The sequence below is a fragment of the Pseudorhodobacter sp. genome, from assembly GCF_034675685.1.
Classification (GTDB): Bacteria; Pseudomonadota; Alphaproteobacteria; order Rhodobacterales; family Rhodobacteraceae; genus Pseudorhodobacter.
Map to the genome: position 1 here is coordinate 306,188 of NZ_JAUCDA010000016.1, position 22,433 is coordinate 328,620.

Here is a 22,433-nt window from a genome sequence, read left to right on the forward strand (position 1 = left end):
ACGGGTCGTGGATTACCTTGCGTAACATGATCCGCCTTGAGGAGGAGCCAAGGGGCGCATGCTGTCTGATACTGCTCACGCCATGATCGGGGCGTCAGGGCCGCATAAATCAAGCATCTGATTTCAATGGGAGAGAGAACTATGAAAAGAACCTGGACCACAACAGCCATCACGCTGGCACTGGCTGCCACCGCCGGTTTTGCCAATGCCGAAACGACAATTCGTCTGTCCACCTATGTCAACGAATCCGATGTGCGCTATCAGGGCTTTCAGCATTTTGCCGAATTGGTTGCCGAAAAGACCGGCGGCAGCGTCAAGGTAGATATTTTTCCGTCTTCAACCCTGCACGGCTGGTCCGAAGGCGTCGATGCGCTGCAAGGTGGCGTGTCCGATATCAGCTGGATCAACGCCGACACCCGCCTGCCTTGCTACGTTGCAACCTCGCTTTACCCGGCCAACGTGAATCTTGATCAGCAGCCTGCGCTGGACGCCGCCTATGCCGACCTGATTCGCGATGAGGCCGCGAATGTGGGCCTCGTCCCGCTTATCAATTCCAACTACTCCTACGATCAGGAATGGTGGTTTGATGAAGAAAACACGGATCTGAGCAAACTTGACGGCAAGCTTGTGCGTTCCATTGGGCCGCTGGTCAGCATGATGATCGAAACATGGGGTGGCCAGCCCGTTTTTGTCGCCCCGAAAGAAGTGTTCCAATCGGCAGAGCGTGGTGTGGTCGATGGCATCAATATGGGTGTTGCGACCTATAGCTCCTGGAAGCTGTGGTCGGTTATGCCCCATATGATCAATGCCAACCTGTTTTATGGCAACATCATCTACATGATGAACAAAGACAAATTTGACAGCCTGACTGCCGATGAACAGGCAGCCTTGACCGCCGCCGCATCAGAAACCGAAACCTGGCTTCAGCCGCTGTATGAAACCTGGGTGGATGAACAGGTTGCCGCTGCGGTCAAGGAAGGCGGCACCGAATTGACGCTGAGCACCGAAAAAACGGCAGAGCTGCTTGGTGTCATTGGTGAGAAGTGGAAGCCTGAAGTCGATAAATCCTGTGGGGCTGAAAAGGCCGATGCGTTCCGCGCCCTGATGGCACAACACGCAAACTGACCCCCCTGATTGCCCGCCATAGCTGGCGGGCAATTCCCTTTATTTACCCACAAATGAGGTGCGTGATGACCGATGGATTGGATCGCCTGATTTCCGCCGTCGAGCGGCTTGTTGTCTGGATGGCCGGGGCCGGGGCAGTGATTGTTCTGGTGCAGATGGTCTGGATTTCTTACGGCGTGTTTGTGCGCTATGCCTTGGGTGCGCCTGACCGATTGGTGACCGAGGCGACTGCGTTGCTGTTGTTTCCCGTGGCCTTTGCCGGCCTTGCCTTTGCCATGCGCGAAGATGCCTATCCCAAGGTCACGATGGCCACGGATTTGCTGGGGGCTGGGCCGCGCAAGGGGGTGGCGATTGTAAACCACCTGCTGATGATCGGCGTGGGCGGGTTTTTTGCCTATGCGGGCGTCAGCGCCACAATCCGTTCATTCAATTCAGGTGCCGCGTCCGAAATCCTGCACTGGCCGCGCTATCTGTTTTGGGCGCCGGGGGCTTTGGCGCTTATCCTTTTCACTTTTTACGCAGTCTTGCGGTTGATCAGATTGATCCGCACGCCAGCCGAATAAGGGGCACGACTATGGAATGGTATACTGTCGGGCTGGGGCTGTTGGGCCTTTTGATGCTCTTCATCGTGATCGGCTTGCCGATCCCCTTTGCTCTTGCGGCCGCTTCGCTGCCGTTTCTCTGGAATATTCAGGGGTTTTCGACCTCCGTCGTCTCCTCCGAGCTGAAACTCTGGGGGGTGTGGATCGACTATATCTTGCTGGCGGTGCCGCTTTTCGTGTTTTTGGGCGAGTTGATCGGAAAATCGCAGATCGGGCCCAATCTCTATCAGTTTTTGCACCAGGGCGTGCGGATCAGGGGCTCTGCGGCTTATGGGTCCATCGGCGCAAGTGCCGGCTTTGGCGCGGTGTGTGGGTCGTCCATGGTGGGCGCGCTGACCATCGGCGGCGTTGCCTTGCCTGAAATGCTGCGTCTGGGCTATGGCAAGCGTCTTTCCAGTGGCGTTCTGGCCGCAGGGGGCACGCTGTCGGTGCTTATCCCGCCCAGCCTGATTTTGCTGTTTTACGGTATTGTCGCAGATCAAAGCATCGGTGACCTGTTCATCGCGGGCGTTATCCCCGGCTTGCTTCTTGTGTCGAGCTTCGTCGTTATCGTGCTGATCTGGGGCATATTGAAACCAGAGGATATCCCCAATCAGGAAGAAGCCGACAAGATGCCGATGCGGATGATTCTGGCCACTGTTGGGCCTGTCGTCTTGATCGGCCTTGTTATCACGGTTGCCATCTATGCCGGTATCGCCACACCCACAGAAGCTGCGGCCATTGCGGCGCTGCTGACCGTTATCCTTGCCTTTGGTGTTGGCGGGTTGACGTGGAAAGGCTTTGTCGATTCAATTTTTGCGACGATGCGCACCATGGGCTATCTGGGGCTGCTTTTGTCGGCGGGCGTCTTGTTCGGATTTGTGTTGACCTATTACCGCGTTCCCCAGCAATTCACCGAATTGTTCATGTCCTTCGATCTGTCACCTTACACGGTGCTGGTCATTGTTCTGGTCTTTTACATCATCCTTGGAATGTTTCTGGAGCCGGTGTCGATGACCTTCATCACATTGCCGACAATCTATCCGCTGATGGATGCGGCGGGCTTTGATCTGATCTGGTTCGGTGTCATCTATACCATCACGATGGAGATTGCGGTGCTGACGCCACCTGTCGGGCTTAACCTTTATGTCATACAGGCAATCAGCCGTGATCAGGTGACAATCGGCGATGTTATCATAGGGTGTTTGCCCTTTATCGGCGCGATGATCCTGCTGATCGCGGTTTTGATTGCGGCCCCGCAGATTGCCCTGTGGTTGCCAGAGCAGATGCGCTGATGCCCGCGCTTTTGCCCCATCGCCGCCAAGGGCGCGGCCCCACGCTGGTTCTTGTCCATGGGTATTTGGGCGGGGCCGCACAATGGGAAGCGGAAATTGCCCGCTATAGCGCAAATTATGACGTCATCGCGCCAGACCTTCCGGGGTTTGGTGCGGCGGCAGACCGGCCGGGATGTGACCGGATAGAGGGGTTCGCACAGGCGGTGATTGACCTGCTTGATCAACTCGGTGTCGATCGGTTCATCCTGCTTGGTCATTCGATGGGCGGTATGATTGCACAGGAAATGGCGGCGCATAACGCCGCGCGGGTGATCCGGCTTGTTCTGTATGGAACCGGGCCGCTAGGGGCCATGCCGGATCGGTTTGAACCCATAGATGTTTCGCGCCAAAGACTTTTGGAGGAGGGGGTCGCTAAGACGGCCCAGCGGATTGGTGCCACATGGTTTTGCACGGGCGAAGACGCGCCCGGCTTTCCCGCGATCCGTGATATTGGCGCGCAAGCCAGCGTTCAGGCGGCAGGCGCCGCCCTTAATGCCATGGCCCAGTGGGATGGGCGCCCCGCGCTCAATAAACTTACCATGCCGACTTTGGTTGTGTGGGGTGATTCCGACCGCTCTTACCGCTGGCAACAGGTCGAGTCGCTTTGGCGCAATCTGGCCAATGGTGAGCTGGCCGTTATTCCAGGGGCTGCCCACGCCGCCCATCTGGAAAAACCCAAGTTGTTCCACCTGATTCTTGATGGGTTCTTTGCCGAAATCACGGTCAGGCCCGCCCCCGGATAGTGCGTTCTTTCTGGAATCGCAGATGTCTAAAGCGTTTCGCCTTAAAGCCTTCCTCACATATCGCGGCCTGAAATCAAAGGTTTCAGCGCGTTATGTGGCAGGCCTTGCCTCAACCTAAAGGCAAGGCGCTATTTCTTCGGCAGTTCACGAAGGGGCCCTGACTGGCGGCCTTCACGCGCTGCGGCCAATACCTCTGCCAGCGCCAACCTCATCTGTTTGATGCCGCGCTGGAGCTAATTGGAAAGCGTAAGCACCGGGGCGTTTCCCACCCCAGAATGGCATGACGATAGGGGCCTGCTTTGCTGCTTGGCAACGCAGCATCGACTGAAAGATGTGGGCCCACTGCGTGTCGATCATTTGGGCTGGGTAACGCCGAATGATTTGCCAATACCTAAGTCAACACATGGTCTACCGCGGACAAGGCAGCAGGCGGTTGGCGACCCAAAGCTTCGCACGCCGAAATTTCAATCATCCGGCACATCGAATCCAATGGCAGCCCGTTTTGCACATTGCGAAACGGCAGTTCCAATTCATTGGTCACGGCTTGCAGGCCAAAGAACACATAGGCAACGACGGCCGCAAATACCGGCGCGAACCAGATTGTGGATTCGATCAGCGCAAAAGGCAGCAACCCGCAGTAAAGATAGGTCGTTCGGCGCACCAGCAGCGAATACACGAACGGCAGCGGTGTTGTCACGATCCGCTCACACCCCGCCTGCGCCAGCGCCAATGAAGACAGGGTTTGCGAAATGGTCATTTGGCCAAACCCGCTAATCGCGTCTTGTTTGGCCAATTTGCCGACTTGATCGGCCATAGACCGCAAAGCCGCATCCGCGGGGTTTTTCTGGGCGATCATTGCCGCCGATTTCTCCTCGCCAATCCAGCCAACAATATCAGTGCGCACATCTATATTTCGCAAGAACCCACGATGAAGATGGGCAAATGCGACGGCGCAGGAAAGGATGTGATCGCGCTCGGACCCTTTGCCGACAAAGATGCTCAGGTTCCGGCCAAGATTGCGCACATCGGCAATCATGGTGCCCCACAGCTTGCGCGCCTCCCACCAGCGATCATAGGCCGCATTATTGCGAAACCCAAGAAACAGCGACAAAGCAACGCCGAATACCCCCATGGCCCCGATCGAAATATGTGGCAGCGTGATGACATGATGGTCGATCAGCAGAACCAACACCGACAACAGCGCAACGCCGATAATCCGGCCAATAATTTTCGGCACAACCGATCCTTGCACGACAAAGAACAGCTTTAGCGAGGATGGAGAGTCCCGGACGATCATCTGATTTCCCACTTCGATTGTTTTTTCACAAGACGCAAGGTCAGCCCAATCCCTGACCCAAATGCCTGAGCAGCAACCGCACCCTTGGCGACAGATGCCGGTTGTGCGGATAGATTGCCCATATACCATTGTCCGGCGCGCGAAACGGGTCGAGAATCGGCACCAGCCGCCCCGCCTCTAAATGCACGTGAACATAGTAGTCTGGAAGGTGAATAATCCCGAGAATGGCCAAAGCCAGCCGGATCATCGTGATCGACATCAACGAGAACAAGTTTGATCTGGCCCGCAAGCTGGGCGCGACCGACTTCGTCAACCCAAGAACTGCGACAAGCCGATTCAGGATGTGATTGTCGAAGTTACTGACGGCGGCGGTGATTATTCGTTTGAATCTATCGGCAACGTCAATGTCATGCGCTCGGCGCAGGAATGTTGCCACAAGGGCTGGGGTGAATCGGTTATCATCGGCGTTGCGGGCGCGGGTTGGTATTTGGTGGCGCGATTGTCGCCCCGGATACCAGCCCGCGCGGCGCGGATGTGGCCGATGATGACGGCTATGATCTGGGGCAGGGCGCAGGGTTTTATGTCAATGCCACCCAATCACCATAGGGCCGCCACTACCATATGCATGATTATGTCTTGGACGAGTTGCCGCAATTGATTGCGGCGACCCTTCCGGTCAGTGACAAGCGTTCGATTTTTGGCCATTCGATGGGCGGCCATGGCGCGCTGGTTCTGGCGCTGCGCAATCTCGATCGTTTCAAATCCGTCTTGGTGTTCAGCCCGATTGGCAATCCCTCCAATTGCCCGTGGGGTCAAAAAACCTTTACCGCCTATCTGGGCAAGGACAGCGCCGCATGGGCCGACCATGATGCAAGCCTGCTGAGGGGCAACGCCGCGCGAGGCGTTCCGGCGCTTGTGGGTCAGGGCGAGGCCGATGATTTTCTTGAGGAGCAGTTGAAGCCTGAAACGCTGGAAGCGGCGACCAATGCGTGGTTATCCGTAGGAGCTGAACCGCCGCTAAGGCTATGATCATAGCTACCACTTCATCGCCAGCTTTATTGATGATCACCTGCGGTTTCACGCCAAGCATCTGAACGCTTAACGCGCTTTGCCTTGAACCTGCCTCGCACATCACTGCCTGAAATCAAAGATTGCAACACGTCAAGTGATAGGCCTTGTTTCAAGTCAAAGGCGAAACGCTATAATGCCTTGGGGATATGGTTCAGCAGCTTTTCGGTCACTTCAAACACCCGCCCGATATCACGATAGCGCGGGCAAGCACTTTTGCAAGAAGGCGTCTGCATAGGGCATCTGCTGGCCGCGTGGATAATTTGTGCCCCGCGAAGACCGCATAGGCAGACCGTTTGATATTGTCGTGACGCTGCCGACCGATGATCTTGGCCTGGCCGGATACAGAGTCTGTGCCTGCACTCCGCTTGGTCATAGATCGCCTGGGCTGGCGTGTCTGGCGCGGCCCAAAAACCTGAATCGGGGTATCGTGTCGCTTGTTTGCCAGAACCGCTATTGGTGGCTGGAACTGACCCCCATGCTGCGCTAGCCTTTGGCGCAACAGGTAGGCGCGGCAATCAAGGAGATGCGGGATGCAAGGCAAGGTCGTGGCGATAACAGGCGCGAGTCGGGGCATTGGCGCAGCAACCGCGCGGGTGTTTGCAGATGCAGGTGCGCGGGTGGTGTTGCTGGCGCGGTCAGAGGCAGAGATTACGGCCTTGGCAACCGAGATCGGGCGCGATGCCTTGGCGATTGCCTGTGATGTGGCTGATGGGCCTGCGGTTGCGGCGGCAATAGCGCGGATTGCAGCAGAGTGTGGTGGTTTGGATGTGCTGATCGGCAATGCCGGTGTCATAGAGCCAATTGCGCGCATTGGCGATGCCTCGCCAGACGCCTGGTCACGCGCCATCGACATCAACCTGAAAGGCGTTTTTTATGGCATGCGTGCGGCAATTCCAGTGATGCGGGCGCTGGGGGGGGGAACGATTATTACCGTGTCGTCAGGCGCGGCGCATGGCCCGATGGAGGGCTGGAGCGCCTATTGTGCCGCAAAGGCCGGGGCGGCGATGCTGACCCGCGCGGCGCATCTGGAAGAGGGCGGCAATGGCCTGCGGATCATGGGCATGTCGCCCGGTACGGTGGCGACCGAAATGCAGGTGAAAATCAAGGCAAGCGGTATAAACCCCGTTAGCCAGCTTGACCCTTCGGTGCATATACCTGCCGATTGGCCTGCGCGGCTGATGCTTTGGATGTGCGGGCCGGGGGGGGATGATTGGCTGGGGCAAGAGGTTTCCTTGCGCGATGCGGCGGTGCGCCGGGCGGTGGGGTTGGTGGCATGATAAAACTTGACTGCGATGGTGGAATTTGGACCGCTACCATCAATCGCCCCGAAAAGGCCAATTCACTGACGGCGGCAATGCTGGGCGAATTGGCGGATGTTGCCGAACGTGCGGCCATTGGCGGGGCGCAGGCCTTTATTCTGACCGGCGTGGGGCGGGTGTTTTCTGCCGGGGCGGATCTGCAAGAGGCGCATGCCGGACTGGCGGTAAGCCCGGTATGGGAACGGCTGTCAGCTGCCATTGCCGCCTTGCCCTGCCTGTCGATTGCGGCGCTGAATGGGACTTTGGCCGGGGGAGCCATGGGGATGGCACTGGCCTGTGATATCCGTATAGCGGTGCCGGGGGCGCGGGTGTTCTATCCGGTAATGAAGCTGGGCTTTTTGCCGCAACCGTCCGATGTGCCGCGGCTGGTGCGCTTGGTCGGGCCGGCGCGGGCCTCTATGATTTTGATGGCGGGGCAAAAGGTTGATGTTGCCGAAGCCCAGACCTGGGGCTTGATTGACCGTATCGTTGAACCGGGGGCGCTGCCCGAGGCGGCGCGGGCGCTTGCTGCGGATTCGGTGGCCGCCATGCCGGCCCATGCGAAGGCGATCAAGCGGATGATCTGGCTTGAAAGCCGTTCGACTTTGGCTTGAACCATTGCACAGCACGAATTCGGGTTCGCGCCAAGGGCCGAGATGCCTGAGCCAGCGACAGCCCAAAATGCCACAACCCCGGTTCATGTCGACGGGTTTCCGGCATTTTTGACAAGATGAAATGGCCCGAATGGCGCCGTGTTGCCGTGGGATTGCGGTGCTGCCGGGATTCAGGCACAAGCAGGCCAGCCGCAAGAGGAGTGAAACATGGACTATAACGCATCGGGAGCTGCCAAAATGGGCAAAAACACGCCACGCTATTCCGAACATAACGCCAAGGGCAGCGACAAGAACCCCTATGGTGCACAGCCCCAAAAGGCCGAATTGGTCGCCCGGATGAAGGCGGCTGCCGAGGCCAAGAAGGCTGCCAAGAAAGAGGCTTAAATCTGTTGCCCTTGCAAAAGGCGCGGCACATCGCCTTCCAAACCTGCGGCGGTACGGATGAAGCAGCGGCGCAGGCCCGGAAGGGCGTTGATCGCCCCCATACCCAGGTCACGGCCCAGTCGCAGGATGGGGTTATCATTTGAAAACAGACGGTTGACAGCATCCATGCCCAGCGCAAGGGCTGTCACGTCAAACCGCCGCCAGTGTTGATAGCGCTCCAGCACAGCAACGCTGCCGATATCTTCGCCAAGCCGCTGCGCCTCTATCACGATCTGTGCCAAGGCGCCGACATCGCGCAAGCCAAGGTTAAGCCCTTGACCCGCGATCGGGTGCACGCCATGCGCCGCATCGCCCACCAAGGCCAGACGCGGGGCAACAAAGCTGTTGGCCAGAGTCAGCGACAGCGGGTAAGTGAACCGCGTACCGGCCAGTTTGATCGCGCCCAGAAAATCGCCAAAGCGGGGGCGCAGGGCGGTCAGATAATCGTCATCGTCCAATGCCTGGATCTCGGCGGCACGCGCTGTCCCCTCGCTCCATACGATGGATGAGCGATTGCCGGGAAGCGGCAGAATGGCAAGCGGGCCTTCGGGCATGAAAAGCTGGTGGGCGATGCCGTTATGCGGCAGCGCATGGTCGACGGCGGTGACGAGGGCGGTTTGACCATAGCCCCAGCCCGTGCGTGAAATACCCGCGCGCTGGGCGGTGCCGCTGGTGCGGCCGTCACAGCCAATCAGCAGCCGCGCGCCAAGTTGACGACCAGAGGCAAGCGTCACAGAGACGCCTGTTGCCTCTGTTGCTTGTGCCGTAACGGTTTCGCCGGACAGCAAGGTGATATTCGGTTCCATCTGCATTCTGGCCAGAAAGGCGGCGTAGAGGTGGCGGTCTTCGACCATGAAGCCCATCGGGCCTTCCTCAATCTCGGCGTGATCGAAATGCAGGAAAAACGGCGCTGCCCCCATGCCTGCATGGCCATCACTGGCTTTGACTTGCAAGATCGGCTGGGCGTGATCAGCGACCTGTGGCCAGACCCCGATCACCGACAGCAGCCGTTTCGATGCCAGCGCCAGCGAATAGGCGCGACCGTCAAACCCGGTTTGCGCACGGGCAGGGGCGGGGCGGGCATCGACCACGGTAACGCGCAAGCCGCCGCTTGCCAAAGCCAACGCCAAAGCGGGCCCGTTCAGCCCACCACCAACAATCAAAATATCTGCATTCTGTTTCATAGGGGTAAATATGAGCTTTTGTAGCGCTTTGTCCATGCGCCCCATTGTCCGAAACGCAGCTTGGCGCTAGCCTTTGCGCAACAAATGCAAAAGGTGTGGAATGGCGGGCAATTGGCTTTGGATGACGGCGGCAGATCTGGGCCGTGGAATTGAGGCGGGCAAGATCAATCCGGTAGAGTTGACAGAGGCATTTCTCGACGCGATTGAACGGCATCCGGAGGCTGGCCGCATCTATTCGCGCACCACACCGCGCCGCGCCAGGTCGATGTCGATGGCTGCGGCAGATCGGGCCAGGACAGGGCAGCGGATAGGCCTGCTGGATGGGGTGCCGATTTCGTGGAAAGACCTGTTTGATGCCGCAGGTGCGCCCTGTGAGGCCGGATCAGCCTTGTTGAAGGGCAGGGTGCCAGTGACCGATGCCGAGGTGCTGACCACCGCAACGGCGCAAGGCTTGGTCTGTTTGGGCAAAACCCATATGTCCGAGCTGGCATTTTCAGGGCTGGGGCTGAACCCGGTTACCGCGACACCGCCGAATGTGAATGACCCTGCGGCCGTGCCGGGGGGGTCGTCTTCGGGTGCGGCGGCCTCTGTTGCCTTTGGGCTGGCGGCTGCCGGGATCGGGTCGGATACGGGCGGGTCGGTGCGTATTCCGGCGGCCTGGAATGATCTTGTCGGGTTGAAGACGACGCCGGGGCGGTTGTCGCCACGCGGGGTCGTGCCGCTGTGTGAGCGCTTTGATACGGTTGGCCCGCTGGCCCGTAGCGTGGAAGATTGCGCCTTGCTATTGGCCGCGATGGAGGGGGGCAAGCCTGCGGATCTGGCCGGGGCAAGCCTGAAGGGGATGCGGCTTTTGGTTTTGGACACTGTGGCCCTGGATGATCTGCGCGATGCGCCCGCCCGCGGATTTGAAGGCGCGGTAGAGGGATTGGCCCGAGCCGGGGCGCGGATTGAAACCGGCAAAATCCCCGAGGTGGTAGAGGCGATGAGTTTGGCCGGCATCACCTTTACCGCCGAGGCCTACGGTATTTGGCGCGATGTCATCGAAAAAGCGCCTGAAAAGATGTTTCCGCGTATTCTGGAACGGTTCCGCAGCGGGGCTGCCATTGCGGCGGCGGATTATGTGGCCGCGTGGCGGCGGCTGGAGGAGCTGCGCCTGATCTGGGCAGCAAGGACGGCCGCCTATGATGCCGTGATCTTGCCCACCGCGCCGATACTGCCGCCTGATGCGCAGCGCCTGTTGGATGATCACGACTACTATGTGACCGAAAATCTGCTGGCGTTGCGCAATACCCGGATTGGCAACCTGTTCGGTCTGTGCGGGGTGACGTTGCCCACGGGCCAACCATCTTGCGGGATCAGCTTTTTGGCCGGGCCGGGGCAAGAGGAACGGCTATTGCGTCTGGGCTCGGCGGCGGAACGGGCCTTGGGTTAGCCTGCCCGCAGCCGTTGATGATTGGCCAATCGTTTCGCGTGTTCGGGGGCAAAGGGGCGCAAAAGACACAATCGCATCCTCCAAGCGCACATGATCAAAGCGTTTTTCTGGACCAAGCGGCAATCCCTTGTTATCGTAGCCCCAAACGGGGCGACATGACCCCGAAGATGTGAGGCAGTATGGCATTCCCTGAGCGGTTCTCGAACCTGCCAGAATACGCGTTTCCACGGTTGCGCGCGCTTCTGGATCCCATTCCTTCGGGCGGCACGCCTATCGCCATGACGATCGGCGAACCGCGACACCCGATGCCCGATTTTGTCGGGCCGATTCTGGCAGCAAATCTGGATGGGTTTGCGATTTATCCGCCGAATGACGGCACAGCCGACTTGCTTGCGGCCATCGCGGGCTGGGTGCAGCGGCGCTATGACGTGGGGCTGAACCCCAATCAGATCATGGCTTTGAACGGCACGCGGGAAGGGTTGTTCAATGCCGCCGTGGCCCTTTGCCCTGAAACCAAAGGCGGCAAGCGGCCAGTCGTGCTGATGCCGAACCCGTTTTATCAGGTCTATGCCGTGGCCGCCTTGGCGATGGGCGCCGAGCCGGTCTATGTGCCGGCTACCGCTGCGACCGGCTTTTTGCCCGATTACGCCAGCCTGCCGCGTGAGCTGCTGGACCGCACCGCGATTGCCTATCTGTGTTCGCCCGCGAACCCGCAGGGCGCGGTGGCAAGCAGCGATTATTGGGCCGATTTGCTGGCACTGGCGGAAAAGCATGATTTCCAGATTTTCGCGGATGAATGCTATGCCGAGATTTACCGCGACACGCCGCCCCCCGGCATTTTGGCGGTTGCCAAGACCACTGGCGCAGACCCCGAACGCGCCTTGACCTTTCATTCGCTGTCAAAGCGGTCCAACCTGCCGGGCCTTCGGTCCGGGTTTGTCGCGGGGGGCGTGCAATCAATCACCCGCATTCGTCAGCTTCGCGCTTTTGCCGGTGCGCCGTTGTCGCTGCCGGTGCAGATGGTTTCTGAGGCCGCGTGGAAAGATGAGGCGCATGTCACAGCATCGCGTGCGATGTATGTCGAAAAATTTGCCCTTGCCGACCGCATTTTTGCCGGGATGCAGGGGTACAGCCCGCCGCAAGCCGGGTTTTTCCTGTGGCTTCCGGTGCAGGACGGCGAAGCCGCGGCGGTAAAGCTGTGGCGTGAAACAGGGGTTCGGGTTTTGCCCGGTGCGTATCTTTCGCGCGATGTGGCGGGCGAAAACCCCGGTGCCGGTTATATTCGGGTGGCGCTTGTCGCCCCAATGGAAGAAACGCAGCGCGGGCTTACCTTGCTTCGCGACTGTCTCTATGGGCAAGGACGGTAACTCATGGCATCTTATCAGGTCAGGCAGCACGATCCGCTGGTGGATCAAAACACCGCAGCGATGCTTGAACGGCGTGGCCGAGAGTTGCTGGGCGTAGGGCTTATCGCGCTGGCGCTGACCTTTGCTGCCATGCTGGCCAGCTATTCGGCCAATGATCCGGGCTGGATGGTGGCCACGGATGACCCTGTGAACAACTGGTTAGGGCGGTTCGGGGCGTCAGTATCCTCGACCTTGTTTATCATTGGCGGTCTGGGGTCATGGGGTATTCCGCTGATCCTTGGGGTCTGGGGTATGCGCTTCATCACGCATCGGGGCGAAGATCGCGCCATGGGGCGCGTGGTGTTTGCCGTGATTGCGATTGCCTTGGCCTCGGTCTTTGCCGCGACCCATGTGCCGGGGCCAAACTGGCCGCATGCCGCGATTGGGCTTGGCGGGTTGTTTGGCGATACGGTTTTGGGCGCGATGCTTATGGTTTTGCCAATCGGGGCGGGGCTTGGCCTGAAGGTGATGTCAATCTTGTTTGGTCTTGGCCTGCTGGCGATGGGCCTGTATGTCACCGGCTTTGATTGGCGCGAATTACGCGCGATCTGGCGCTTTGTGATCTTGGGCGCGGTGTCAATCTATGCGATGGGCCTGTCTATGGCCGGTAAATCTGCGGCAGGGACGGCCCGCGCAGCCCAGGCGCTGGCCGAAAAGAACCGTGCGCGTCGTGATGTGGCGGCAAGCCGGATGCAGCAAGATGATCTGGTGTATTCCGAGCCTGCTCCGCTTCGGGCAAACACCTCGGTTGGCCTGACCGGGGCTGCCTTTGGCCGCCCCGCATCCCTGCGCGCCGAGACCAGACGAGAGCCAGAGATGCAGAGCCATGCGCCTGCCCATTTCCCCACCCATTCCGCGCCGCAGATGGTGGCCGAGCGCTACCCCGAAAAAGCGCCCGAAAAAACCGGGCTGTTGGCGCGTGTGCCACAGATGATCCGCCGCGCGGCCACGCATCAGCAGCCGCAACCGGACCCGGCCGCACAGGCGCAGCCTAATGTAACCAGCGAAGACCGCATCAAATCGCGGATCAATGACGTTATCCGGTCGCGTGTGCGGCAGGTGCCCGCAAATCAGCCGGCAACGGTGCAAACGGCTGTGCAGGCCGCGCTGGCCCGCCGCGAACCCCCGGTTATGGGGCGGCGTGGCCCTGTGCCCCTGATCGCCACCCCCCGCAGCAAGCAGGTTACGGACCTGCCAGTTGACCCGCCAGTGATGGCGCAGCAGCCGGGGCAATTTGGCCCGAACATGGCCCGCCTTTCTGTCACTGCGCCCAGCCGCCCGCACCTGCCCCCGGCCCCACCGCAGAGCCCGGAAAATGGGTTCACCGATGCGCAAGACGATTGGCACCATGGTAACGACAGCATCGAGTCCCCCCTATGCAGAGGAGGGCGCAGAAAGCGCCTATGACTTTGAGGATTACGCGCCGGAACCAGAGATTATTCGCGTCTCGTCCTCGCATTCCCGCCCTGCTGCGCCGGAACAGCGCCGCATCGTGCAGCCAGCGATGAAAAAGCCTGCCCCCCCGTCGCGTCAGGCCATAGCCGAGGCGCAACCGCGTTTGAAGTTTGAAGACAAGATTGAAACCTATGAATTGCCGCCGCTGAGCCTGTTGGCCAGCGCCGATACCGTGCAGCGCCATACCTTGTCCGAGGACGCGCTGGAAGAAAACGCGCGGATGCTGGAATCGGTGCTGGATGATTACGGCGTGAAAGGCGAAATTGTTGCCGTGCGCCCCGGCCCCGTGGTCACGCAATATGAGCTGGAACCAGCGCCGGGCCTGAAGGCCAGCCGGGTCATTGGCTTGGCCGATGATATCGCACGGTCGATGTCGGCGCTGTCGGCGCGGGTTTCTACTGTGCCGGGGCGGTCGGTGATCGGGATTGAACTGCCAAATTCATGGCGTGAAAAGGTTGTGCTGCGCGAAATTCTTGCCGCGCGCGATTTTGGCGACAGCGCGATGAGCCTGCCGCTGGCGCTGGGCAAGGATATTGCCGGCGAGCCGATTGTGGCCAACCTTGCCAAAATGCCCCACCTGCTGATTGCCGGGACCACGGGTTCGGGCAAATCAGTGGCGATCAACACGATGATTCTGTCACTGCTGTACAAACTGTCGCCCGCAGAATGCCGGATGATCATGATTGACCCCAAGATGCTGGAACTGTCGGTGTATGACGGTATTCCGCACCTGCTGTCGCCGGTTGTGACCGACCCGAAAAAGGCGGTCGTGGCCCTGAAATGGGTCGTCGGTGAAATGGAAGAACGCTATCGCAAAATGTCCAGAATGGGCGTGCGCAATATTGAAGGCTATAACGGCCGCGTGCGTGAGGCGCTGGCCAAGGGCGAAATGTTCAAGCGCACCATCCAGACCGGGTTTGACGATGATACCGGCGAGCCGGTGTTTGAAACCGAAGAAGACACACCCGTTTCCCTGCCCTATATCGTCGTTATCGTCGACGAGATGGCCGATCTGATGATGGTTGCGGGCAAAGAGATAGAAGCCTGTATTCAGCGCCTTGCGCAGATGGCGCGCGCCTCGGGTATCCACCTGATAATGGCCACGCAGCGCCCGTCTGTGGATGTGATTACAGGCACGATCAAGGCGAACTTTCCAACGCGGATCTCGTTCCAGGTCACCTCTCGAATCGACAGCCGCACGATTTTGGGTGAAATGGGGGCCGAGCAACTGCTTGGCATGGGCGATATGCTTTACATGGCCGGAGGGGCCAAGATCACCCGGATTCACGGGCCGTTCGTCTCGGATGAAGAGGTTGAGGAAATCGTCAATCACCTGAAAAGCTTTGGCCCGCCGTCCTATATGTCGGGCGTGGTTGAAGGCGTGGATGACGACAAGGAAAGCGATATCGACCTGGTTCTGGGCCTCGGCTCGGGCGACAGCAGCGAGAATGAGCTGTATGATCAGGCCGTGGCTGTGGTCGCAAAAGACCGTAAATGCTCTACCTCTTACATTCAGCGCAAACTGGGGATCGGCTATAACAAAGCCGCGAAACTGGTAGAGCAGATGGAGGAAAATCAGGTCATCACTGCGGCAAACCATGTCGGAAAACGTGAGGTCTTGTTGCCGGAACATTGATTTTCAGGCAAGCGCGATGCGGCAAGGCACAGCCTGCAGCCCCTGACGCAAGGGGGGCTTTGCGCCCGATTATTGATTTTGGCGCAGGCTGGGTAACCCCGTCATGCGCTGGTGCCCGCTCACATCCTCGTGTCGTTGCTGCAAAAGGGATGCAGCCGTGCGGTCCAGGCCCTATATGAAAAGACTGAGGCTGAATGAGTGGGAACCACCAAAATGAATCGCAGATCTTTTATCCGTTCGCTGGGGCTGCCCTTTGTGGCAATGGCAATGCTGACCGCGTTGGCAGTGCCTGCTGCCGCTGAAAAAATCTCGTTGAAAGAGTTGTCGCGCTACCTGAACAGCCTGACGACAGCCGAGGCAGAGTTTACCCAGATCAATTCGGATGGGTCAATTTCTACTGGCAAGCTGTACATTCAACGCCCCGGTCGTGCGCGGTTTGAATACAACCCGCCAGACAAGAACCTTGTGCTGGCTGGTGGCGGCCAGGTTGCCATCTTTGACGCAAAATCCAACCAGCCGCCCGAGCAATACCCGCTGGCCCGCACGCCCCTGTCCATCATTCTGGCCGGAAATGTAGATCTGGGCCGCGCAAAAATGGTTGTCGGTCACAAGGTTGATGGCAACACCACCCGCGTCCGCGCCCAAGACCCGGAAAACCCGGAATATGGGTCGATTGAGATGGTCTTTACCGCTGGCCCGACCGAGCTGCGGCAATGGGTGATCCGCGATGACAGTGGCGCGGAAACAACGGTGATTCTGGGTGAAATGAAAAAAGGCGCCAAACTGGCCGCGTCGCTGTTTGATATTACGGTTGCCACCAGACAGCGGAAATAGGGCGGGCTATGGCTAGGCGCTGCCGCCAGCGATGGGGGTGACTGTTTGTGCCACAGCAGCCTCGCGGAAATTTTGCCGTGCGGCGACTGGCCGTTTTCGCCAAGTGGGCAAAAACCTTCAACAACTGCTGAGTTTAGAACGGGGTTTTAGGACGCGCAAAATAGAGTGTTTGCTGCATGTGCTGAAAACGAGCTTTTCTGCAAAATAGCTGTATGTCGCCGTCCTGCCACCGATTACGGTCATTTTCCCGCGACCATACTATCCGAGGCTAAAAATGCTTGATCCCAAGGCCTGGCGAGGTAACACTGTCCAAGTTCGACAGACTACTTTGGGAATGTCCGGTGGAGGTTGGTAAGATGCTCATTCGCAATGTTTTGATGGCCGCGATGACGGGACTTTGCGTTAGTGTTGCGCCCGTTTACGCTGATACCTGCGATTATCGTCCGTCGCGCATTCTTGGTGATACTGGAAGTAAAGCAGCTATTGGTGGTGCCCTGGGTGTTTCTTCAGCCACTGGGGCAGCTACGGCGATGGGCGTTTATACGCTGGTGAATGCTGGCAGCGGGTTGACAATGTTAGGTTCGACTTTGGCCGGGGGATCGGCCGCTGGCACAATTGGTATTATTGCTGGAACTGGTGGCGCACTAGGAACGGCTGGAGCTATCATTCTGAATCCACTTGTCTGGGTCCCTGCTGCAATTGTGGGCGTAGGAGGTGGTGGGTTTGAGGCGGTGTGTGCCTTCCTCGTGGATGAGCGAATAACGGAATACGAAGAAGTCCTAGCGGTAATGAAATCTTTTGCAGCACACGCCGACACAGAATATTTTCGCATTGTAACAAACGCTATCCCAGCGTTTATCAGTCTGTCTGATGGAAAAGGATCATGGACACGTTACGATATTGAAGACCTGTATATCGTTGACGGTATGTTAATAAATAGGGACTGGGGACCTAACACAAATATTGGGCGAGTTGTTCTTCTAAACAACGATGGCGTTGTGCAGAGCGAAATTAAGAAGGAATAGACACGCTTTTATCTTACATTCCCCAAGTATATTGCTTTCTCATGCAGGTTCTGGCTGTTTTTCATAACCCTCTCACAACGTCTCTGATGTTGACCAAAACCACCATTTTTGGAAACGCATAGAAATGCTTTCGGCGGGAGGCCTGTTTCTCCGAAACGGCCAGTCGCAGACCCCACGCCAAAACCAGCCTTGGCGGCACAGCCCTTATCGCCTGCAACTCGCCAACTGGCTGCGGTACAGATCTGCCCGGTCGGCTACCTTTTGTGACACCGCCAAAAGCCACGGCTTGTCGTTATAGGTGCCGCGGGCATAGCCGGTGCGGCCTTCGTGATAGGCAAGGTAATGGGCGCGGGCATCCCATTTGGAAATGCCAAGCCCTTTTTCGGTTTGGTCCATATACCAGCCCATGAAATCGGTGGCGTCATCTATCCGGTCACGGCGGGCCGACCCGCGGCGCTGCTCTTTCTGGTATTCCTCCCAGGTGCCATCAAGCGCCTGACTGTAGCCATAGGCCGAACTTTGGCGCCCCAACGGAATGATTCCCAGCGCAAATTTATGCGGGGTTTTGGCGTCGCCGATGAATTTCAATTCCTGATGAATCGTTGCCATCTGCACATGAACCGGGATGCCCCATTTACGCTCGGTCGCCTTCATGGCGCTGTAATATCGTGGACGTTCACGCACAATACTGCATGCATTGTCCAAATCACGGGGCGCCGAAAAGTTGCCGCTGCCACAAGAGGCCAGCAACAACAAAAGGATCGACGCGCGGAGAAACCTGCTCATTATGCCCCTCGCACATTCTTGTTTTCAGTGACTATAGGGCAAAGCGGTGCAAAGGGAAATGGGGCAGGCACGGCACCCAGATCAGAAAAGCGAGAGTGGGCGGCGTTGTCTTGAACCGGCGGGCCGGGGGGGGCGGGTAATAGCAACCCGGCCCGTACCGTCAGGCCGCGCCTGGCCAAAAAGCCAGCAGGGGCCTTGGCTTGCAGCACTGTAAGGACGCGGTTCACAAACTGTTTCCCTATTTTGCCGCTTGGACCGATGGACAAGACCTGCCCCATGGGGGTATTAAGCACAGTCGGGGGATGCAACATATGCTGAAAACACGCGCAAAATATCACTTGGGCCAAGTTCTGCGCCATCGCAAGCATCCTTTCCGGGGTGTGGTGTTTGATGTCGATGCGATGTTTTCCAATACCGACGAATGGTATGAAAACATTCCCGAAGATAGCCGCCCGCCCAAGGATCAGCCATTCTATCATCTGTTGGCCGAAAATGATCAAAGCTATTATGTGGCTTATGTATCGGAGCAAAATCTGATCCCGGATGAAACCGGCGAGCCAGTAGACCATCCCGACCTGTCCGACCTGTTCGGAGATTTTGAAGACGGGCGCTATCCGCTGCAGTTTCAATTGAATTGAATTGAATTGAATTGAGCGATGCGGGCGGGATGATTGCCCCGCGCGCCCGGCACGCACGCGTTTCATGGCCCCGGATGCAGCGCCACCTTTTTTGCGTTAGGTTGCCCGGCTTGCGCGGGCCAGTTGTACCGCCAAGATCCCGGCAGCGATGATGATGACGCCGATCACATCCCAACGCGTCAGCGCCTCGCCCAGAAAAACCGCAGCGATGACGACACCGAAAAACGGGTTGAGAAAGTGGAACGCTGCCGCCCGTACCGCCCCGATCCGCGCCACCAGCAAGAACCAGACCCAGGTTGCCAACAGCCCCGGCACCAGGGTCGTATAGGCAAAGGCAAGGCCAAGCCGCGGCGTCCAATGCACATCCCAGCTTTCCAGCGCCACCGCCGCGACTGCCAACAGGCTGGATCCGACCAGCATTTGCAAACCGACCACCATCAGCAGGTTGCCCCCGCCCGAGGCGCTGCGCACCGACAGCGTGGCAAAGGTAAGCGCCAGTACGCCGATGCCGCAAAACACCAGCCCCAACAGGTCCACCCCCCCCCGAAAGCCGCGAGCCCATGATGATGGCCACGCCTGCAATGCCGGCAAACAGCCCGGCATAGCCAAGGGCCCGCAGCCGCTCTCCAAAATATAGCCACCCGGCCAGGGCCACCAGCAACGGCATGGTCGAGGCGACAATGGCGGCCAATGAGGCCTCGACCCATTGCATCGCGACAAAGTTGAACCCCAGATACAACGCGTTCTGGCAGATACCAAAGAGGATCGTCGCGCGCCATTGGCCCCGTGTCAGCCGCGTGGTTTGCCCAAGGGCCGTGGCCATGGCCACCCCGATCAGCCCCGAGACGAAAAACCGTAGCGCCAGCGCGGTAAGCGGCGGCGCATCCATCACGATCATTCGCGCCGAGGTGAATGCCGAAGACCACATCAGGGCAAAAGCCAGCCCCATGAACAGCGCGCGCAGGTCCATCCTGTCGTCCTTTTACAATGCGTCAAACCGGGCGGGCATGAATGGCACATCGGTATCACCGGGCCGGGCGCCCGCAGCCGTCAGCATGGCATGGATCTGGCCGCGATGATGGGTTTGATGGTTGAACAGTTGCAACACCAAGATGCGCTTTGGCTTTGTTATTTCACGGCCCAGCGCACCGGAAAACCAGCACAGATCACCGTCAAACCATTCCGGGTCTATGGTATGGGCCCAGCCGAGTATCTGGCCGTCAAGCGCTGCGCGCGTGGCACAAAATGCGGCCCAGCTTTGGCCCATCATAACCGACTCTGCTATCCCGACGCTGGGTGCTTCTGTTTTTGTAAAACGGCTTAACCAAATGCGGTCGCCCCATAGAATATGGGCAAAGGTTTTCTCGATCGAGCCAAAGAATGCCCCACGTTCGGCCCTGCGTGTGGCGTCATCCAAGCCACTGGCGGCGTCGGTCAGGTTCTCATTTTGCCAGGCATTATAGCGCGCCATGGCAACGGCATAATCTTTGTTCGGCATTGCCGCCCCCATCAAGTGTTGTGGCCACAAAACCCCACAGCAATGAAAAAGGCCACCCCAAATCCGGGATGGCCCATAAACACCGGCAAAGCCGAGGGTTTGTATCAGTCGTTAACCGAATCCTTCAATGCCTTGGCAATCGTGAACTTCACCTGCTTGTCGGCGGCTTTGGTCATGGTTTCGCCGGTGGCCGGGTTACGCACCTGACGCTCTGGGCGGGCGCGGCAAGCCATCTTGCCGAGGCCCGGCAGCGTGATCGCGCCGCCTGCGGCGACCTCACGGGTGACAAGCGTTGCAACAGCGTCAAGCGCTGCGGTGGCGGTTTTCTTGTCTGCACCCATTTCTTCGGCCAGCGCTGCAATCAACTGCGTCTTGGTCATTGGCTTGTTCATATGTCCTGTCTCCATGTTCCTGCCCTGTCCGTCGGACAGGGCCTTTGCAGCCCATCGGGCAGATGCACCCGCTACATAGGTTTTCTGGCCCTAAATCAAGGGGAAATTCCAGCAAAGCCACAGCTTTCGGCGGGATTTCCCCTTCTTGAATGTAGATTTCAGGCCCGACTACAAGAAAGCGGTTTCCTCAAAGCTGCGTAACTTGCGGCTGTGAATCCGCTCCAACGGCATTTCTCGCAGCCGTTCCATCGCGCAAATCCCGATTTTCAAATGCTGCGCCACTTGGGTTTTGTAAAAGTCCGAGGCCATTCCCGGCAGTTTCAATTCGCCATGCAGCGGCTTGTCAGAAACACAGAGCAGCGTTCCATAAGGCACGCGAAACCTGAAACCATTTGCCGCGATCGTGGCGCTTTCCATATCCAGCGCTATCGCCCGGCTTTGGCTAAGCCGCATCACAGGGCCAGAATGGTCGCGCAATTCCCAGTTGCGATTGTCGATGGTCGCCACAGTGCCGGTTCGCATGATGCGCTTCAGGTCAAACCCCTGCAATTGCGTCACCTCGGCGACCGCCTGCTCCAGCGCGATCTGAATTTCTGCCAGCGCCGGGATCGGCACCCATACCGGCAGGTCGTCATCCAGCACGTGATCCTCGCGCAGATAGGCATGGGCCAGCACGAAATCCCCTAGCCGCTGGCTGTTGCGCAAGCCCGCGCAATGGCCGACCATAATCCAGGCATGTGGGCGCAGCACGGCAATATGGTCGGTCGCGGTTTTGGCATTACTTGGCCCAACCCCGATATTGACCAGGGTAATTCCCTGCCCATCGGGGCGCTTCAAATGATAGGTCGGCATCTGCGGCAGTTTTAGCGGTGCCTGCAAATCGCCATCCGCCGTGGTCAAGACAGCATTTCCTGTGCCGACAAATTCGCTATAGCCACTTGCAGGGTCGGCCAGGGCTGCCCGTGCATAGGCTTCAAACTCCTCAACATAAAACTGGTAGTTGGTAAACAGCACATGATTCTGGAAATGCTCGGGATCTGTTGCGGTGTAATGGCTAAGGCGTGCAAGGCTGTAATCCACCCGCTGCGCCGTAAAGGGCCCCAGCGGATAAGACCCATCGGCAAGCGCTGCCCGCGTGCCGTTTACAATATCGTCATTGGTTGTCACCAGGTCAGGCACATCAAACACATCGCGCAGGTTGAATTCCAGCACCCCTTCTTGCGGGACCGACACGCCGGGATTTCCGGCCACAGCAAAATGCACCGGGATCGGCGTATCCGACGGCCCGATTTGCACAGTAACCCCGTGGTTCTTCATCAACAGTTCAATCTGCTGAATAAGGTATTTGCGAAACAGGTCAGGCCGGGTGATCGTGGTCGAATAGGTGCCGGGCTGTGCCACATGACCAAAGCTAAGCCTGCTGTCGCTTTTGGTGTAACTGGTCGTGGTCAGCCTGATTTCGGGGTAATAGGCGCGCACCCGCGTTACCGGCTTTTCGCCAAGCACCGCAGCGCTGAAATGCTGCGCCAGAAATTCGGTCGCCGTCGCATAAAGCTGTTCCAGCCGATCAACGGCCTTTTCGGCCGAGGTAAAGCTGTCACTCACCGGGTGTTGCGGTGTCAAAATAGGCAAGAGAGAATCGTCGTTCATTTGTTTTTTCT

The 22,433-nt window shown here is 58.5% G+C and carries 21 protein-coding genes and 3 pseudogenes; 16 read left to right on the forward strand and 8 right to left on the reverse strand.

Annotation, left to right across the window (positions count from 1 at the left end; translation table 11 throughout):
• The first annotated feature begins 141 nt into the window (after positions 1-141).
• From VDP61_RS12875 to VDP61_RS12890, 4 genes are all read left to right on the forward strand, one after another.
• Positions 142-1,125, forward strand: a complete 984-nt coding sequence (locus VDP61_RS12875; RefSeq protein ID WP_323007274.1) for a C4-dicarboxylate ABC transporter substrate-binding protein — start codon at positions 142-144, stop codon at positions 1,123-1,125.
• 65 nt (positions 1,126-1,190) lie between these two features.
• On the forward strand, positions 1,191-1,688 hold the full coding sequence (locus VDP61_RS12880; protein ID WP_323007275.1) for a TRAP transporter small permease: 498 nt from the start codon (positions 1,191-1,193) through the stop codon (positions 1,686-1,688).
• Between the two features lie 11 nt (positions 1,689-1,699).
• Positions 1,700-3,001 (forward strand): TRAP transporter large permease, encoded by a 1,302-nt coding sequence (locus VDP61_RS12885; protein WP_323007276.1) that lies wholly within the window; start codon positions 1,700-1,702, stop codon positions 2,999-3,001.
• Entirely contained in the window at positions 3,001-3,783 is a 783-nt protein-coding gene (locus VDP61_RS12890; RefSeq protein WP_323007277.1) for an alpha/beta hydrolase, read from the forward strand. The genes VDP61_RS12885 and VDP61_RS12890 overlap by 1 nt, the downstream gene beginning before the upstream one ends.
• Before the next feature lie 391 nt (positions 3,784-4,174).
• On the opposite strand, the gene VDP61_RS12895 is transcribed toward VDP61_RS12890, so the two are convergent.
• Entirely contained in the window at positions 4,175-5,080 is a 906-nt protein-coding gene (locus VDP61_RS12895; RefSeq protein WP_323007278.1) for a bestrophin family protein, read from the reverse strand.
• Between the two features lie 40 nt (positions 5,081-5,120).
• On the reverse strand, positions 5,121-5,339 hold the full coding sequence (locus VDP61_RS12900) for a LysR substrate-binding domain-containing protein (RefSeq protein ID WP_323007279.1): 219 nt from the start codon (positions 5,337-5,339) through the stop codon (positions 5,121-5,123).
• Here VDP61_RS12900 and VDP61_RS12905 point away from each other — a divergent pair.
• The 6 genes and pseudogenes from VDP61_RS12905 to VDP61_RS12930 form a co-directional block, all read left to right on the forward strand.
• Positions 5,308-5,565: pseudogene (locus VDP61_RS12905) on the forward strand (zinc-binding dehydrogenase); the annotation flags it as partial. The gene VDP61_RS12900 and the pseudogene VDP61_RS12905 sit on opposite strands and share 32 nt — an antisense overlap.
• Positions 5,561-5,686, forward strand: coding sequence for a hypothetical protein (locus VDP61_RS12910; protein WP_323007559.1), 126 nt, complete (start codon positions 5,561-5,563; stop codon positions 5,684-5,686). The pseudogene VDP61_RS12905 and the gene VDP61_RS12910, both read left to right, overlap by 5 nt.
• 15 nt (positions 5,687-5,701) lie before the next feature.
• Positions 5,702-6,109 (forward strand): alpha/beta hydrolase-fold protein, encoded by a 408-nt coding sequence (locus VDP61_RS12915; RefSeq protein ID WP_323007280.1) that lies wholly within the window; start codon positions 5,702-5,704, stop codon positions 6,107-6,109.
• 572 nt (positions 6,110-6,681) lie between these two features.
• Positions 6,682-7,428, forward strand: coding sequence for an SDR family oxidoreductase (locus VDP61_RS12920; RefSeq protein ID WP_323007281.1), 747 nt, complete (start codon positions 6,682-6,684; stop codon positions 7,426-7,428).
• A complete protein-coding gene (locus VDP61_RS12925; RefSeq protein WP_323007282.1) occupies positions 7,425-8,063 on the forward strand; it encodes an enoyl-CoA hydratase/isomerase family protein in 639 nt (212 codons plus the stop codon). Before VDP61_RS12920 ends, VDP61_RS12925 begins: the two co-directional genes overlap by 4 nt.
• A gap of 207 nt (positions 8,064-8,270) precedes the next feature.
• A complete protein-coding gene (locus VDP61_RS12930; protein WP_323007283.1) occupies positions 8,271-8,447 on the forward strand; it encodes a hypothetical protein in 177 nt (58 codons plus the stop codon).
• Here the strand turns inward: VDP61_RS12930 and VDP61_RS12935 are convergent.
• A complete protein-coding gene (locus VDP61_RS12935; protein ID WP_323007284.1) occupies positions 8,444-9,670 on the reverse strand; it encodes a UbiH/UbiF/VisC/COQ6 family ubiquinone biosynthesis hydroxylase in 1,227 nt (408 codons plus the stop codon). The genes VDP61_RS12930 and VDP61_RS12935 overlap by 4 nt on opposite strands.
• Positions 9,671-9,770: 100 nt before the next feature.
• On the opposite strand from VDP61_RS12935, the gene VDP61_RS12940 reads away from it, so the two are divergent.
• From VDP61_RS12940 to VDP61_RS12960, 5 genes and pseudogenes are all read left to right on the forward strand, one after another.
• The gene (locus VDP61_RS12940) at positions 9,771-11,102 is read left to right on the forward strand and encodes an amidase (protein WP_323007285.1); all 1,332 of its coding nucleotides are present in this window, start codon (positions 9,771-9,773) and stop codon (positions 11,100-11,102) included.
• 179 nt (positions 11,103-11,281) lie between these two features.
• Positions 11,282-12,469 (forward strand): aminotransferase class I/II-fold pyridoxal phosphate-dependent enzyme, encoded by a 1,188-nt coding sequence (locus VDP61_RS12945; protein WP_323007286.1) that lies wholly within the window; start codon positions 11,282-11,284, stop codon positions 12,467-12,469.
• A gap of 3 nt (positions 12,470-12,472) precedes the next feature.
• Positions 12,473-15,599, forward strand: a pseudogene (locus VDP61_RS12950) (DNA translocase FtsK 4TM domain-containing protein).
• 261 nt (positions 15,600-15,860) lie between these two features.
• Positions 15,861-16,433, forward strand: a complete 573-nt coding sequence (locus VDP61_RS12955) for an outer membrane lipoprotein carrier protein LolA (protein WP_323007547.1) — start codon at positions 15,861-15,863, stop codon at positions 16,431-16,433.
• Between the two features lie 356 nt (positions 16,434-16,789).
• The gene (locus VDP61_RS12960; RefSeq protein WP_323007287.1) at positions 16,790-17,458 is read left to right on the forward strand and encodes a hypothetical protein; all 669 of its coding nucleotides are present in this window, start codon (positions 16,790-16,792) and stop codon (positions 17,456-17,458) included.
• A 204-nt stretch (positions 17,459-17,662) separates the two neighbouring features.
• Here VDP61_RS12960 and VDP61_RS12965 read toward each other — a convergent pair whose 3' ends face one another.
• The gene (locus VDP61_RS12965; protein WP_323007288.1) at positions 17,663-18,244 is read right to left on the reverse strand and encodes a lytic transglycosylase; all 582 of its coding nucleotides are present in this window, start codon (positions 18,242-18,244) and stop codon (positions 17,663-17,665) included.
• A 311-nt stretch (positions 18,245-18,555) separates the two neighbouring features.
• On the opposite strand from VDP61_RS12965, the gene hspQ reads away from it, so the two are divergent.
• Positions 18,556-18,882, forward strand: coding sequence for a heat shock protein HspQ (gene hspQ, locus VDP61_RS12970; RefSeq protein WP_323007289.1), 327 nt, complete (start codon positions 18,556-18,558; stop codon positions 18,880-18,882).
• A 96-nt stretch (positions 18,883-18,978) separates the two neighbouring features.
• Here the strand turns inward: hspQ and VDP61_RS12975 are convergent.
• From VDP61_RS12975 to VDP61_RS12990, 4 genes and pseudogenes are all read right to left on the reverse strand, one after another.
• Positions 18,979-19,852, reverse strand: a pseudogene (locus VDP61_RS12975) (DMT family transporter).
• A 12-nt stretch (positions 19,853-19,864) separates the two neighbouring features.
• Complete coding sequence (locus VDP61_RS12980; RefSeq protein WP_323007290.1) at positions 19,865-20,380, reverse strand: DinB family protein; 516 nt, start codon at positions 20,378-20,380, stop codon at positions 19,865-19,867.
• A gap of 104 nt (positions 20,381-20,484) precedes the next feature.
• On the reverse strand, positions 20,485-20,772 hold the full coding sequence (locus tag VDP61_RS12985; RefSeq protein WP_323007291.1) for an HU family DNA-binding protein: 288 nt from the start codon (positions 20,770-20,772) through the stop codon (positions 20,485-20,487).
• Between the two features lie 168 nt (positions 20,773-20,940).
• A complete protein-coding gene (locus tag VDP61_RS12990; RefSeq protein ID WP_323007292.1) occupies positions 20,941-22,422 on the reverse strand; it encodes an AMP nucleosidase in 1,482 nt (493 codons plus the stop codon).
• Positions 22,423-22,433 lie beyond the last annotated feature (11 nt).

Excerpts from the sequence above, each read along its gene's own strand:
- VDP61_RS12940 (WP_323007285.1), top strand. The coding sequence starts at position 9,771 with ATGGCGGGCAATTGGCTTTGGATGACGGCGGCAGATCTGGGCCGTGGA.
- VDP61_RS12875 (WP_323007274.1), top strand. The coding sequence starts at position 142 with ATGAAAAGAACCTGGACCACAACAGCCATCACGCTGGCACTGGCTGCC.
- VDP61_RS12960 (WP_323007287.1), top strand. The coding sequence starts at position 16,790 with ATGCTCATTCGCAATGTTTTGATGGCCGCGATGACGGGACTTTGCGTT.
- VDP61_RS12985 (WP_323007291.1), bottom strand. The coding sequence starts at position 20,772 with ATGAACAAGCCAATGACCAAGACGCAGTTGATTGCAGCGCTGGCCGAA.
- VDP61_RS12925 (WP_323007282.1), top strand. The coding sequence starts at position 7,425 with ATGATAAAACTTGACTGCGATGGTGGAATTTGGACCGCTACCATCAAT.
- hspQ (WP_323007289.1), top strand. The coding sequence starts at position 18,556 with ATGCTGAAAACACGCGCAAAATATCACTTGGGCCAAGTTCTGCGCCAT.
- VDP61_RS12945 (WP_323007286.1), top strand. The coding sequence starts at position 11,282 with ATGGCATTCCCTGAGCGGTTCTCGAACCTGCCAGAATACGCGTTTCCA.
- VDP61_RS12990 (WP_323007292.1), bottom strand. The coding sequence starts at position 22,422 with ATGAACGACGATTCTCTCTTGCCTATTTTGACACCGCAACACCCGGTG.
- VDP61_RS12920 (WP_323007281.1), top strand. The coding sequence starts at position 6,682 with ATGCAAGGCAAGGTCGTGGCGATAACAGGCGCGAGTCGGGGCATTGGC.
- VDP61_RS12900 (WP_323007279.1), bottom strand. The coding sequence starts at position 5,339 with ATGTCGATCACGATGATCCGGCTGGCTTTGGCCATTCTCGGGATTATT.
- VDP61_RS12885 (WP_323007276.1), top strand. The coding sequence starts at position 1,700 with ATGGAATGGTATACTGTCGGGCTGGGGCTGTTGGGCCTTTTGATGCTC.
- VDP61_RS12890 (WP_323007277.1), top strand. The coding sequence starts at position 3,001 with ATGCCCGCGCTTTTGCCCCATCGCCGCCAAGGGCGCGGCCCCACGCTG.
- VDP61_RS12895 (WP_323007278.1), bottom strand. The coding sequence starts at position 5,080 with ATGATCGTCCGGGACTCTCCATCCTCGCTAAAGCTGTTCTTTGTCGTG.
- VDP61_RS12955 (WP_323007547.1), top strand. The coding sequence starts at position 15,861 with ATGGCAATGCTGACCGCGTTGGCAGTGCCTGCTGCCGCTGAAAAAATC.
- VDP61_RS12930 (WP_323007283.1), top strand. The coding sequence starts at position 8,271 with ATGGACTATAACGCATCGGGAGCTGCCAAAATGGGCAAAAACACGCCA.
- VDP61_RS12880 (WP_323007275.1), top strand. The coding sequence starts at position 1,191 with ATGACCGATGGATTGGATCGCCTGATTTCCGCCGTCGAGCGGCTTGTT.
- VDP61_RS12965 (WP_323007288.1), bottom strand. The coding sequence starts at position 18,244 with ATGAGCAGGTTTCTCCGCGCGTCGATCCTTTTGTTGTTGCTGGCCTCT.
- VDP61_RS12980 (WP_323007290.1), bottom strand. The coding sequence starts at position 20,380 with ATGCCGAACAAAGATTATGCCGTTGCCATGGCGCGCTATAATGCCTGG.
- VDP61_RS12915 (WP_323007280.1), top strand. The coding sequence starts at position 5,702 with ATGCATGATTATGTCTTGGACGAGTTGCCGCAATTGATTGCGGCGACC.
- VDP61_RS12935 (WP_323007284.1), bottom strand. The coding sequence starts at position 9,670 with ATGAAACAGAATGCAGATATTTTGATTGTTGGTGGTGGGCTGAACGGG.